We start from the raw sequence: 12,998 nt of genomic DNA, 5'->3' as shown, positions 1-12,998 counted from the left end.
AGCGCTTAAAGCCTGCATCATTCTGTTCAAGTAGCTTATCTATGTTTGGCATGGTTTCCAGCCAGTTGTGAGTGCATTAGTTATTGTAAAATCCTCTGCCACTTTTGCAAGAGGTCTAATAATACTATCTTTTTTTAACGACACATTTGATTACCTATTTAGATCTTTTCCTTGTATACCTTAAGTATGCTATGTCATTAGCAACTTACTAGATGTTCGATAAGGTATAAGTAATTATCAACCTTTGATCCGTAAGATACTCACTATATATAGACAAGAAACTAAACTAGGCAAATAAGATGTAGCCTTGCTATATGAATTAGTACTATAAAGATTATCTTTGCTGTTGCACCTATATTCGAGCACTAATAATAGAATACTTAATAGAAAACCCATCAAAAAAGCGACCCATCATAGGTCGCTTTCTTATTGTTTAGCAGTTATATAAATAGGCTATTTACCTTGATAAGAAAGCTTTACACCAGCAATAAAGCCATCATTGTCTTCAAAATCGGCAACGATTTTGTCAGTCGGTAGGGCGCCTTGAGCGTCACCAAACCATAAGTACTTACCACCAGCAGATACCGCCCAGTTCTCAGTGACGTTGTATTTGGCCCCAAGACCAACACTATAGTAACCGTCAACAGGACCTAAAGATGTTGTCGGATCACCGGCGCCACTGTCCCAACCAACCGTACCACTAATAGCAAGTGCTGGTGCGACACGCTTGGCCAGACCAAGCTCTACTTGCCATTGGTCATCATCGTACTCAACCAAGTTCAAACCATCAGGACGTGCTGCGTTAGTGCTTACTTCATTATACAGTGGTGGTGTGATGGCAAAATCGCTCCATGGTACCCAACGGACTTTTGCCGTCGCTAAAGTAGTCGGATTGATACCTGTTTGGAAATCAAAGTTGACTGATTTAGGGGTGGTAATCTTGTAGTTGTTAACTTGAGTTGATGCCGCTAATATCTGTGGTACAGGAACAGTACTAGGGTCTCCGCCTTGTCCTGCAATAGCTGAAATAGCTGCTATCGGATAAGTTTCAGATATTTCTATATCATGATCGATCTCAGAGCGATAAGTCAACGCCGCTTTCAAAGCGATTTCAGGCTTACTAAAAGAGAAACCTGCAATATAACCATAATCCATATCAGGGTTACTGGTTGAGGTATAACCACTAGCAGGGCCATAAGCTAAACCACGCAGTTTGGTTTCAGATTGAATGCGCTGTGCAACTGGACCACCATAAATTTGGAAGTTTTTATTCGCACCGAATTTCATTCCAAGAATACCGGTCAAGCTTTGGCTACGGACTTCCACATTGGTATTTTCGCCTGCAGCTGTTGATTCAGCTAACGCTATGGCACCTGCGGTCTGCGGAGCTACACCATCAGCTACCAATGCGCCTCCTGAAGCTTGAGGATTATTGCTTGCCACAAAATTGCTTTGCGTGTATTCAGCAGCAGCACCAAAAGGCTCATCATATAGCACACCCACACTGAATGTGTCGTTGATATCAGTCTTCACGCCATAGCGGAAAAAATCATAAGATTCAGCAATGTCGCCTGTTTTATTGCCACGCTCATAGTCATTTTGGCCAGGGTTAACATTCGCACTATCGTAGCCGCTTACATCAGCGTCAATATAAGTATAGACCGCTTCAGCGTAAGTGCCATCTTGAAAAAAGGCAGTGACATCTTGACCTGAACGATCAAGACCAGCAGCGTTGGTTACGCTAGCAACAGAGAGAGTAGCAATAGCTACTGCGAGGGTTTTCAAATGAAAGGTAGTGTGCATTGTGTATCTCCAACGGTCCTTGTTGTATTACTACTTTGATAATCAATATATAGCATTGTTGCGCTTAACATTGAGAGTGTCAAAGTCGTGTCCTAAGTTGAATACTAATGCCTTTTTGACACTAAAACAACAATTAAAGTGCTTTATTTCTCAATTATGACTGAACAGTACAAATAAGATATAAATCAAACAATGTCGTTTACTTCTACTTTTAAATGTGAATTTTCTGAAATATATATTTATAGGAGAATTTTTCTTTGAGATAAAACGGGTTCACTATGACTGTAATACTGCCTATATAAAAAAGCGACCCATAAAGGATCGCTCTTTTATCAATAACATTTAAAAAATTTGCTATATAGCTAAGTTGTGAATTACTGAGCTTGGTAAGAAACCTTTACACCAAGTACAAAGCCATCATTACTTTCGAAATCACTAACAATCTTTTGGGTTGGAATTTGGCCTTCGGCATCGCCGAACCATAAGTATTTACCGCCAGCTGATACAGCCCAGTTTTCGGTAACGTTGTATTTTGCACCCAGACCAGCGCTATAATAACCTTCAATAGGACCTAGTGAAGATACTGGGTTGCCCGCACCGCTATCCCAACCCACAGTACCGCTGATAGCCAATGCTGGTGCGACACGCTTGGCAAGGCCGAGTTCTACTTGCCACTGGTCTTCGTCGTAGCTGACTAATGCCAAGCCTTTGTCATCTCTTGTCGATACTTTACTAACATCATTGTATAGTGATGGTACGATAGCAAAATCACTCCATGGTACCCAGCGTACTTTTGCAGTAGCTAATGTTGTTGGATTGATACCAGTTTGGAAATCAAAGTTAACTGATTTAGGCGTGGTGATTTCAATGCTATCATTTCTATCTGTTGAAAGACCTAACGCAGATTCGATAGGATCTGGTATAGTGCCAGTACCTACAACAGGATAGATTTCAGATGATTTTGCATTGTGTTCAATTTCTGAACGATAGGTTAAGGCAGCTTTCAAAGCGATCTCAGGTTTGCTATAAGCAATACCTGCGATATAACCGTAATCTTGATCAGCACTGGTATGTAGAGTATAGCCATTAGCGGCACTATAAGCAGTACCACGAAGTTTTACATCAGCTTTGACACGCTGGGCAACTGGACCGCCGTAAACTTGAAAGTTCTTATTTTCACCAAATTTTGCACCGATGATACCTGTGATGCTCTCAGTACGCACTTCTACATTCGTACCTTCACCATTTCTAGGTGAAGCAGGATTTTGATCTACAAAGTTGTTATCACCACTATAATCAGCTGCTGCACCAAAAGGCTCATCATATAACACACCAACGCTAAAGGTTTCGTTGATATCTGCTTTTACACCATAGCGGAAAAAGTCATAAGACTCAGCGATATCATCAATTTTCTTGCCCTGAGTATAAGCTTTGTTGTCTGAACCGATATAAGCGTTGTCGTGACCAGTAACATCAGCATCGATATAAGTGTAGACAGCTTCTGCATAAGTGCCGTCTTGTAGGAATGCGGTGATATCTTGGCCTGAGCGATCAAGGCCAGCAGCACTAGCGACGCTAGCAACAGAAAGAGTAGCAATAGCTACTGCAAGAGTTTTTAAATGAAAGGTGTGGCGCATTTTATATCTCCAAACATCCGCATTGTTTTACTGTTTTACCCAGTATTAATAGGTAATCAGTATCCGAGGTGGAAGATAGTAAAGATTTTTTAACACTAAAACAACTACAAAAACACATTATTCCCATGTTATGACCACATAGTCATTAAACAGTATCTATATATAAAAATACGTATATATTTTCCGTTATTAAAAGATTTTCTTTCCAAATCTTACTTATCAATAATGTGGCGGTCTGTCTGCCATTACATCGAATGGTGCAATGCCACTTTCCGTATCTTGACCCTCAATCTGTTTATAAATCAGCTGTAGTTGACGTTGCAGCGTATGAATATCTTTGTCTTGTCGCGTGATTACGTCATCCAGTCGTTCGACGGTAACTTCAAGGTGCGCGAGGCTCATTTGCAAATCGATTACTTGGGCTTGCAAATCATTTTGAATATCAGAAGTATCATCTGTAATTCTAGGTTGGTTCATATTTTTCTCTAAATTATAGTAAATATTAAATTGAAAGAATGGATTATTAAGGGGTTCAAGGAGTACTGTAGATTAGAGATAAATCTATAATAATAGTCGTTAAATAGCATCCATTAGTAAAAGCAATAAATAGTACTGATAAAACTATTTACTCTCACTACAGTGATGCGGTGGCATGTTATACTGCAGGCAATTTTGCAACAACCCCTACCTCACTATTATATAAGCTTAAGATACTCTATGGCACTGATTCATTTAAAAGACATTCACTTAGCCTTTGGCGTCGCGCCTGTTCTTGATGGTATTGATTTTTCTATCAATACAGGCGAGCGTGTGTGCTTGATTGGCCGCAACGGCGAAGGTAAATCTACTTTGTTTAAACTGATCAATGGCTCATTGCAGCCTGACAGTGGCGAGATTATTACCAACAGTAGCATGCGTGTAGCGATGCTAGAGCAAGACGTTCCTGAGACTAGCGGTCGCATATTAGACATCGTCATGGGCGGCAGTCGTCGCACGGCTGATTTGCTCATTAACTATAATAAGCAAGTCGATATGTGCGCGAATGGCGATATGGATGCCTGTGAGCACATGGCGACCCTACAGCATGATATCGATGCGGTGCATGGTTGGGACTTGGAGCGCGATGCCATGCGTCTGATTACGACCATGGGCCTTAATCCAGAAGATGACTTATCATCTCTATCTGGTGGTCGTAAACGCCGCGTGTTACTTGCTCGGGCGCTAGTTACTAAGCCTGATGTGCTACTACTAGATGAGCCAACCAACCATTTGGATGTTGAAAGTATCGAATGGTTAGAACGCTTTTTGCTTGATTGGCAAGGCTTAACGTTGTTGTTCGTGACTCATGATAGAGCATTCGTCAATAAACTATCGACTCGCATTATTGAGCTTGACCGTGGCCAATTGACCAGCTATGACGTGACACAAGGCGAAGGTGGCTACGCGCGCTATCAAGAGCTGAAAGAGCTACAGTTACAAGCTGAAGAAAAGAACAATGCCAACTTTGATAAAAAACTGGCACAAGAAGAAGTTTGGATTCGTCAAGGTATCAAAGCCCGTCGTACCCGTAACGAAGGCCGTGTACGTGAACTAAAGGCCTTACGTGAAGAGCGTAGCGATCGCCGTGAACAAGTGGGCAATGTAAACATCACCATGGGTCAAGGCGAGAAAAGCGGCAAGCTTGTCTGTAAAGTCAAAAACTTACATCTTGAATATGACGGCAACATATTAGTAGATGATTTTACGACTACTATTATGCGTGGCGATAAGATTGGTATTGTTGGGCCTAACGGTGCTGGTAAAACTACGCTTATTAAAGCCCTACTCGATATGTCTGATGACGAAGTTACCAAGTCTGGTAGTGTCGAATTAGGTACTAATCTAAAAATCGCATTCTTCGATCAGCTGCGTGATCAGTTAGACCTTGAAGCAAGCGTTGCACAAAACGTTTCGGAAGGTTCTGACTTTGTCGAAGTTGGCGGTCGCAAAACACATATCATGAGCTACTTGCAAGATTTCTTATTTGCACCAGAGCGCGCACGTACACCTGTCAAAGCACTGTCTGGTGGTGAGCGTAACCGAGTACTACTGGCCAAGCAGTTATTGAAACCTGCCAATATTTTGGTACTCGATGAGCCGACCAACGATTTGGACATGGCAACACTTGAGTTGTTAGAAGAATCAGTCGCCAGCTTTGGTGGTACGATTTTGCTGATCAGTCATGATCGTTCATTCATGGACAACGTCGTTACCTCTACGTGGGTGTTTGGCGAAGATGAATATGGTAAAGGCACTGTTAGTGAGTATGTAGGTGGTTATCAAGAGTACCTCGTACAAAAAAACCGCGAAGAAGCATCCCGTGCTGCTAAAGCGCCTGCCAACAATGCAGCAAGCAATAAAGCGACAAATAAGTCTGGCGCAGCAGCGAAACCAAATAAGCCAGTCAAAAAGCTAAATTATAATGATCAACGCGAACTGGATAACTTGCCAAAAGAAATCGCTGCACTCGAAGCTGAACAGGCTCAATTGCAAGAAAAGCTGGCCGATGGCTCTTGGTTCAATACCGACTTTGATGCGGCGACAGCTGCTAGTGAGCGTCTCTTAACCATCGAAGATGAGATGATGCACAAGCTTGAACGTTGGAGTGAGCTTGAAGGCTAATAGTGGCAACTCTCTAGCTGAGTTTATTGGAATATCGCACATGTACTTTGTATTGCGTATTTCGATAAACAAGTTTCTGATAGTCTGACAAAACCTTATTAATCATTATGAAAACATCACTACTTTATTATATAGAGTGGTGATATTTGTTTTACAGCAACTTACAAAGTAGTTAGATGGTGAAAGTTAGTGAACATTACCTTAATTTCAAGTATCATTCGCTATTGCTGAAAATCCTTATTATTTATAAGGTCATCACATCATAATCCTTGTTAAAGCAAAGTTAGCGTTAAACGTTGATAATCCAACTGTTTTAGTTTGATTGTCATATTCAACCTTCTAATATGTCCTATTGAGGTTGCTTTATTTTTAACGCAATAATTTATTTTATCACCGAAATAGCTTAGAATAGCAACAATTAGCAAAATTAGGCACAGCTAAAGTGGCTTGATATTGTATATTTTCTAAGCCACAAACCCAGTGTGGGATAATCCCATTTCATTCACCTGGAGGAAGTATTAATGAGCCAAGCCGAAGGCGTTAATGTACAACGCCGTAGAGTTCTTATTGCCTCAACTGCCGCGATTGGTGCAGCTGGGGTAGCTGCCGTGGCGACACCTTTTGTCCGTTCTTGGTACCCAAGCGCTAAAGCTGAGGCTGCAGGGGCTGCAGTGACCCAAGATATTGGTTCTATCGAAGATGGACAAATGATCGTCGTCAAATACCGTGGTAAACCTATTTATGTGGTTAAGCGCACCGAAGACATGGTTGCAGGATTAGAGTCAGTCAAGCCTCTATTATCCGATCCTGAGTCTGATGCGTCTCTACAACCTGAATATTGCAAAAATCCTACTCGCTCTTTAGATCCAACCGTATTGGTGGTCGAAGGCGTTTGCACACATTTGGGCTGTGCACCAAACTACCGTCCTGATGTGGGCGCGGTGGATTTAGGTGGTAATGATTGGTACGGCGGATTTTTCTGTCCGTGTCACGGGTCAAAATATGACTTAGCAGGTCGCGTATATAGCGGCGTCCCTGCACCACTTAATTTACCCGTTCCAGAATATGGTATGGATGGTACCATCTTGACGGTTGGGGAGGCTTAATATGAGTATTGGTAAAAAGTTAATGCATTGGGTGGACGCGCGTTTTCCAGCGACCGAAACCTATGAATACCATATGTCAAAGTACTACGCACCAAAGAACTTTAACTTTTGGTACTTCTTTGGCGTGCTATCGATGATTGTACTGGTCAACCAATTGGTGACTGGTATATGGCTTACGATGATGTACAACCCAAGTGCCGAAGGGGCATTTGCGTCTGTTGAATACATCATGCGTGACGTAAAAGGTGGTTGGCTCATTCGCTATATGCACTCAACCGGCGCATCTGCGTTTTTCGTCGTTGTCTATCTGCATATGTTTAGAGCCTTGCTATACGGTTCATACCAAAAACCTCGTGAGCTTATCTGGCTCATCGGTATGGGTATCTACTTAGCACTTATGGCAGAAGGTTTCTTCGGTTACCTACTACCTTGGGGCAACATGTCATTCTGGGGTGCTCAGGTTATCTTGAACTTACCCGCAGCGCTACCTGTGATTGGTGATGGCCTTGCTGAATGGGTACGTGGTGACTATATCATCTCTGGTATTACCCTAAACCGTTTCTTTGCTCTACACGTTGTTGCTATTCCATTAGTACTGGTAGGCTTAGTATTTATGCATATCGTGGCATTGCATCATGTGGGCTCGAACAACCCTGATGGCATCGATATTAAGAAGCTAAAAGATAAAAATGGTGTGCCATTAGACGGTATCGAATTCCATCCGTACTACACTGTGCATGACATGGTTGGTATTGTTGTGTTCTTTATCTGCTTCTTTGCAGTGGTATTCTTCTTCCCAGAAGGCGGCGGTTTCTTCCTTGAACCACCAAACTTTGAGACAGCGAACTCACTGAAAACACCAGCACATATTGCACCAGTATGGTACTACACGCCGTTCTACGCTATTTTACGTGCGGTTCCTGACAAGCTTGGTGGCGTGATTGCGATGGGTGGTGCGATTGCCGTACTGTTCTTGATCCCATGGCTTGATAGGTCTCCTGTGCGCTCTATACGTTATAAAGGTATCTTGTCTAAAATCGCGCTTACTGTATTTGCTATTAGCTTTGTTGTATTGGGTTACTTAGGTGCGACGCCTGCTACACCAACGGCAACCATCATGGCTCGTGTATTCACGATTCTATATTTCTTGTTCTTCTTACTGATGCCTTTCTACACTGCGATTGAGAAGTGTAAACAGCCACCAGAACGCGTTACCGGAGGTCACTAATGAGCACGCTAATTAAATCCCTAGCTGGTCTAGGCTTAGGCGCGGCATTAACCTTGACTGCTGGTACGGCAATGGCTTCAGGCAGTGGCTGCGGTACATTCACCAATGCAGATGGCGTTGATGAACACCTGGCTTGTAGTACAGCTCCTATTGATTTTACCAATAAGGGCTCGCTACAAAACGGTGCAAAAATCTTTATGAACTACTGTGCTGGGTGTCACTCAGCTAAGTACGTTCGTCACTCACGCATTGCCAAAGATTTAGAGATACCGCCTGAGCTGGTTGAAAAGTATTTGATGGTTACTACCGATCAAATCGGTGACCACATTACTGCTGAGATCGATCCTGAGATTCAAGCATCTTGGTTTGGCGCAGCGCCGCCTGATCTATCACTTGAGACACGTCTACGTGGCGATGATTGGGTATATACTTACCTACTGTCGTTCTATGAAGATCCAAGCCGTCCTTGGGGTGCAAACAACTTAGTACTGGCCAATGCAGCGATGCCTCACGTATTGCATAATATGCAAGAAGAGTTGAGCCAAGAAGAGTTTGAATCTGAAGTTGGTGACTTGGTTAACTTTATGGCGTGGATGGGCGAACCTGCTCGCCATGACCGTCAAGTAATTGGTTTCTTTGTAATTCTATTCTTATTAGTACTGCTCATCCCAGTTTACTTATTGAATAAAGAATTCTGGAAAGATGTTAAATAAGTCATAGTCAGCAAACGGTTCTGAGAATTAAAAAAGGCACTACTTCGGTAGTGCTTTTTTGTGCCTTGATATAGAGCATAAATACTAGATATACCGTAAAATAAGTCGCTCAGCGCTAATGTTTACGTACACTACCTTGATAAACGTTGCGAGTTTGTTTACGATGACAACCTTCACTATTAACATTAGGCTTTCATGATTGATGCGAATGACATTCCAAGTAGTCAGCTAATTTTGTATGCTGATGACGGCTACGACAGTCATGTGGTACGCCTATTACTTGAAGAAAAAAAGCTCGCTTACTATTTGTCTCGCTTACATTCTGAGCGCCCTGAAGATTTGACTGAGCTAAACCCTTATCACACCTTGCCTGTATTACAGCAGCGTGAGATTGCGCTTTATGAGATTAATGTCATTTTTGAGTATTTAGAAGAGCGTTATCATACCAATAAACTGCTCCCTGAGACACCGCAAGAGCGTGCACAGTTTCGCCAATTGGCTTGGCGCATTCAGCGTGATTGGTTAGTACTAGGCAAGCGCTTGTTGACGCATCCAGATAGCTTTAATAAAGCACAGGCTGCCGTTGCCAAAAAACAGCTCAGTGACTCGTTGATCACTCTGTCACCGCTGTTCGCTCATAAGCCTTATTTCATGGCTGATGAGTTTGGTTGGTGTGACGTGTTATTAGCACCACTATTATGGCGATTAGACGAGATGGGTATTGAGCTGCCACGTGCCATTAGCCGTCCATTGTTTGAATACCAAACGAGAGTGTTTGAGCGCAGTAGCTTCCAAAAAAGCGTGCGTTGATTAGACAAGTATCAAAAGCTGTCCTAAAATAAAGTATAAATAAGATAGACGTTAATTAGCATCTGTCATTTGATAAATTGCTAAACGAGATATTTTTCATTATTAAAAATTATTAGTATAGGAAATCATTAGATGAGCGAAACCACCTCTATTACACCTACCCGCCCTTATATGGTACGCGCACTATATCAATGGATAGAAGACAACGCTCTGACACCATACTTGATGGTCGATGCTACCGCTGACAATGTGCAAATACCAACCGAGCATGTGCAAGACGGTCGTATCGTATTAAATATCGCCAGCCGTGCTACGGGTAACATGAGTATGGAAAATGACTATATTCATTTTAGTGCGCGCTTCGGTGGTGTATCACAAGAAATCTGGGTGCCACTTACTGCGGTGATGGGTATCTACGCTAAAGAGAACTCGCAAGGGATGTTCTTTGATCCAAAAGAGTATGACAACTATCAGCCAGAAGACGACTCAGCACCAATGTCTAACAACAGTCCTGCCAAAGCACCTAAACCAAAGCGTGATAATAAAGCAGGTTTAAAGGTCTTAAAGTAGAAAGTCTTGAAATAAATAGAACCTTAGAACAGTTCTATTTAACCCAATAAAAAAGCTAGCCATATTTAATATGACTGGCTTTTTTATTACCTGTTTAAGACCCTAATTGGGTGTCACTGACTAGGTTCTTGGCAGTGTCACGCCGCGCTGACCTTGGTATTTACCACCGCGGTCTTTGTAACTGGTCTCACAAACGTCATCAGCATCGCTTTGGAAAAACAGCATTTGCGCAACGCCTTCGCCAGCATAGATACGGGCTGGCAGATTGGTCGTATTACTAAACTCTAAAGTGACGTGCCCTTCCCACTCAGGCTCAAGCGGGGTTACGTTGACGATAATACCGCAGCGCGCGTAAGTCGATTTACCTAGGCAAATAGTCAATACATCACGCGGAATACGGAAGTACTCCATAGTACGGGCTAAAGCAAATGAATTTGGTGGAATGATACATTCGTCACCAACGATATCGATAAAGCTTTTATCATCGAAGTTTTTAGGATCAACGACCACTGAATGTACGTTGGTAAAAACTTTAAACTCAGGAGCACAGCGCACATCATAACCGTAGCTTGAGGTGCCGTAGCTAACCAAACGCTCGCCTGCATCATTGAAGCGCACTTGACCTGGCTCATACGGTTCAATCATGCCGTGCTCTTCGGCCATTTTACGAATCCAGCGGTCAGACTTAATAGACATTGTTGTTCCTTAGCAAATATTTAATAGCGACGATTATACGGAATTGGTGGCTGAATTTATAGAGGAGCGGCTACTTAAAGCTGAATACAGCCATTAATCTCATTTATTCCCATGTTATATCTTAGAAGCTACCATTTGGCAAAATGATCTTCTGCGAGCCCCATGACATTATCAAGCCTAACAACTTCATCTCTTATTCGAATTTCACCACTATAAAAACCTATCCACTGCTCAAAGATACTGGCTATCACACCAAAATTATCGGTCTTTTTATAAACGGTAATCGGTGTGAAGCTCAAATCAATATCGACATTGCTCCACCCGAGATTTTGATGATAGATACGCCATGGCTTTGAGATGCTAGCGTCAGTTTCTACACTTTCTATACTTGGCTCAAGACTATCTGGCTGATTTGATCGAATACTTGAACCTTCACGAGCAAACATAACGGGTGGTAAATAGAATATTTGCCCCTCAAGCCAACACGCATTTTCACTGACTCCTGTCTCATTGACACCCATAGACAGATTGAGCAAAAAGTGACGACCATCTGACAAATAGCTAGTGATACAGCTCCAAAACCAATTGGTCTCATGACGCATATAGCCGAGCGTCCAATCTAGATTGGCAATAGTAGCATCGGTGAATTTTATTTTTTGAGGTTGAGCATCAGGAGCATCAGGAGCATCAGTATGAAATTTTGACTTGGCTTTAATGAGTAAATGCCCAGATAGTGCGGTCAACGGCTCTTTTTGCGTAAACGTCCAGCCACGCCTACCAGTGGGCGTACATATGGCTAACGGTTGTGCGCTTCGTGCTAACGCTGCCGTTATTGCAACATACTGACTGTCGAGCGCAATATTCATCTGAGCAGGACTAAAATCCAAGGTGACGCTGAGCTTTGTATGTGTAAATACCATCTGCCCTTGATAACCATCACCATCTAAGTGCGTATGATGCGTCAAAGGCTGTAGCGCCTCACAGACTTCCAGCTGCTGAGTATCTTCATTATAAATGTAAACGAAAGCACTAGTCGCAAGCTTAATCGTTGCGAGCGCGAGGCACATTCGATACGGGGGCTGGAGTATCTGAATAAAGCAGAATTGGTTGGCTTGTAATTCTTTACGCCAGTTAGGTAAGGATTTTTGTGAAATGAGATGACTATAATAGTCTAAGTAGTTGATACTTTTGACTTGGGAGAAAACACCAAAAACAGGCTGACCATTTTGGATAAGATATTCGAGATTTGCCAGTTTTAAGTTGGCGGCAGTATACGGTTTGTCGTGGCTTTTATTCATGATATCTGCATCCTAGCCAAATTTTTCTAAAGGTACTATCTGTCCTTGATAGCTAACGGTGCTATGTAAAATTCTTCTTTTTGCCTGTACAGAACCCTCAAAAAACGCTTCAGTTATCACCTTAACTTCAATACTGGTTAATCCATCTGCTAGTGTTTGTGTAACATTGATTGATGCAAGCGCACTCATCCATAAAAAGTGTCTTGGAAACTTTTTTAACAGCTCAGCGAGAGCCTTTGCGAATTTGTTAAAATCGGCAATTACCATTCGGCGATTGCTAAAGTCAGCATTAATCTGATAGCGTTTGCTACTGCCATCTTTATAGTAGCAAACGGCAATCAACTGATTGTTTGAGAGTTCAATGATGTATATCGGCGGGCGAAATAATCGTAAGACTCTATACTGCTTGAGAGTATTGTCTAAATGGCTTTGATAAATAGATAAGTTCAAGATATCTTCTTTTTAGACAATACATT

General features: G+C 42.3%; 12 protein-coding genes. 6 read left to right on the top strand and 6 right to left on the bottom strand.

The annotated features are described in order from the left end of the window. Positions 1–453: 453 nt before the first annotated feature. The 3 genes from I3249_RS06570 to I3249_RS06560 all read right to left on the bottom strand — a co-directional run bounded on the left by I3249_RS06570 (position 454) and on the right by I3249_RS06560 (position 3,917). The gene (locus I3249_RS06570) at positions 454–1,803 is read right to left on the bottom strand and encodes an outer membrane protein transport protein (RefSeq protein ID WP_238069186.1); all 1,350 of its coding nucleotides are present in this window, start codon (positions 1,801–1,803) and stop codon (positions 454–456) included. A gap of 374 nt (positions 1,804–2,177) precedes the next feature. Further along, positions 2,178–3,440 carry an outer membrane protein transport protein gene (locus I3249_RS06565; protein WP_238069185.1) on the bottom strand — a complete coding sequence of 421 codons (1,263 nt, stop codon included), beginning with the start codon at positions 3,438–3,440 and terminating at the stop codon, positions 2,178–2,180. 219 nt (positions 3,441–3,659) lie between these two features. Continuing rightward, positions 3,660–3,917, bottom strand: a complete 258-nt coding sequence (locus I3249_RS06560) for a SlyX family protein (RefSeq protein ID WP_238069183.1) — start codon at positions 3,915–3,917, stop codon at positions 3,660–3,662. Between the two features lie 240 nt (positions 3,918–4,157). Between I3249_RS06560 and I3249_RS06555 the strand changes: the two genes are divergently transcribed. The 6 genes from I3249_RS06555 to I3249_RS06530 all read left to right on the top strand — a co-directional run bounded on the left by I3249_RS06555 (position 4,158) and on the right by I3249_RS06530 (position 10,528). After that, complete coding sequence (locus tag I3249_RS06555; protein ID WP_238069182.1) at positions 4,158–6,101, top strand: ATP-binding cassette domain-containing protein; 1,944 nt, start codon at positions 4,158–4,160, stop codon at positions 6,099–6,101. Positions 6,102–6,622: 521 nt separating this feature from the next. Further along, complete coding sequence (petA, locus tag I3249_RS06550; protein ID WP_057759305.1) at positions 6,623–7,207, top strand: ubiquinol-cytochrome c reductase iron-sulfur subunit; 585 nt, start codon at positions 6,623–6,625, stop codon at positions 7,205–7,207. Between the two features lie 22 nt (positions 7,208–7,229). Beyond that, positions 7,230–8,435, top strand: a complete 1,206-nt coding sequence (locus tag I3249_RS06545; RefSeq protein WP_179798892.1) for a cytochrome bc complex cytochrome b subunit — start codon at positions 7,230–7,232, stop codon at positions 8,433–8,435. After that, positions 8,435–9,148 carry a cytochrome c1 gene (locus tag I3249_RS06540; protein WP_165597050.1) on the top strand — a complete coding sequence of 238 codons (714 nt, stop codon included), beginning with the start codon at positions 8,435–8,437 and terminating at the stop codon, positions 9,146–9,148. Before I3249_RS06545 ends, I3249_RS06540 begins: the two co-directional genes overlap by 1 nt. A gap of 195 nt (positions 9,149–9,343) precedes the next feature. Continuing rightward, complete coding sequence (locus I3249_RS06535) at positions 9,344–9,958, top strand: glutathione S-transferase N-terminal domain-containing protein (protein WP_058024136.1); 615 nt, start codon at positions 9,344–9,346, stop codon at positions 9,956–9,958. Positions 9,959–10,090: 132 nt separating this feature from the next. Beyond that, positions 10,091–10,528 carry a ClpXP protease specificity-enhancing factor gene (locus tag I3249_RS06530; RefSeq protein WP_102078541.1) on the top strand — a complete coding sequence of 146 codons (438 nt, stop codon included), beginning with the start codon at positions 10,091–10,093 and terminating at the stop codon, positions 10,526–10,528. 120 nt (positions 10,529–10,648) lie between these two features. On the opposite strand, the gene dcd is transcribed toward I3249_RS06530, so the two are convergent. The 3 genes from dcd to I3249_RS06515 all read right to left on the bottom strand — a co-directional run bounded on the left by dcd (position 10,649) and on the right by I3249_RS06515 (position 12,972). Further along, on the bottom strand, positions 10,649–11,224 hold the full coding sequence (gene dcd, locus I3249_RS06525; protein WP_058024138.1) for a dCTP deaminase: 576 nt from the start codon (positions 11,222–11,224) through the stop codon (positions 10,649–10,651). A gap of 128 nt (positions 11,225–11,352) precedes the next feature. After that, on the bottom strand, positions 11,353–12,522 hold the full coding sequence (locus tag I3249_RS06520; RefSeq protein ID WP_238069181.1) for a DUF2804 domain-containing protein: 1,170 nt from the start codon (positions 12,520–12,522) through the stop codon (positions 11,353–11,355). Positions 12,523–12,534: 12 nt separating this feature from the next. Further along, positions 12,535–12,972 (bottom strand): hypothetical protein, encoded by a 438-nt coding sequence (locus I3249_RS06515; RefSeq protein WP_238069180.1) that lies wholly within the window; start codon positions 12,970–12,972, stop codon positions 12,535–12,537. Positions 12,973–12,998: the final 26 nt, after the last annotated feature.

This window comes from Psychrobacter sp. Ps1 (assembly GCF_022129425.1).
Classification (GTDB): domain Bacteria; phylum Pseudomonadota; class Gammaproteobacteria; order Pseudomonadales; family Moraxellaceae; genus Psychrobacter.
The sequence above is the reverse complement of the archived record's forward strand: the minus strand, read 5'-3'. Positions and strand labels throughout refer to the sequence as shown.

Excerpts from the sequence above, each read along its gene's own strand:
- I3249_RS06560 (WP_238069183.1), bottom strand. The coding sequence starts at position 3,917 with ATGAACCAACCTAGAATTACAGATGATACTTCTGATATTCAAAATGAT.
- I3249_RS06555 (WP_238069182.1), top strand. The coding sequence starts at position 4,158 with ATGGCACTGATTCATTTAAAAGACATTCACTTAGCCTTTGGCGTCGCG.
- I3249_RS06565 (WP_238069185.1), bottom strand. The coding sequence starts at position 3,440 with ATGCGCCACACCTTTCATTTAAAAACTCTTGCAGTAGCTATTGCTACT.
- I3249_RS06570 (WP_238069186.1), bottom strand. The coding sequence starts at position 1,803 with ATGCACACTACCTTTCATTTGAAAACCCTCGCAGTAGCTATTGCTACT.
- dcd (WP_058024138.1), bottom strand. The coding sequence starts at position 11,224 with ATGTCTATTAAGTCTGACCGCTGGATTCGTAAAATGGCCGAAGAGCAC.
- I3249_RS06530 (WP_102078541.1), top strand. The coding sequence starts at position 10,091 with ATGAGCGAAACCACCTCTATTACACCTACCCGCCCTTATATGGTACGC.
- I3249_RS06520 (WP_238069181.1), bottom strand. The coding sequence starts at position 12,522 with ATGAATAAAAGCCACGACAAACCGTATACTGCCGCCAACTTAAAACTG.
- I3249_RS06540 (WP_165597050.1), top strand. The coding sequence starts at position 8,435 with ATGAGCACGCTAATTAAATCCCTAGCTGGTCTAGGCTTAGGCGCGGCA.
- I3249_RS06535 (WP_058024136.1), top strand. The coding sequence starts at position 9,344 with ATGATTGATGCGAATGACATTCCAAGTAGTCAGCTAATTTTGTATGCT.
- petA (WP_057759305.1), top strand. The coding sequence starts at position 6,623 with ATGAGCCAAGCCGAAGGCGTTAATGTACAACGCCGTAGAGTTCTTATT.
- I3249_RS06545 (WP_179798892.1), top strand. The coding sequence starts at position 7,230 with ATGCATTGGGTGGACGCGCGTTTTCCAGCGACCGAAACCTATGAATAC.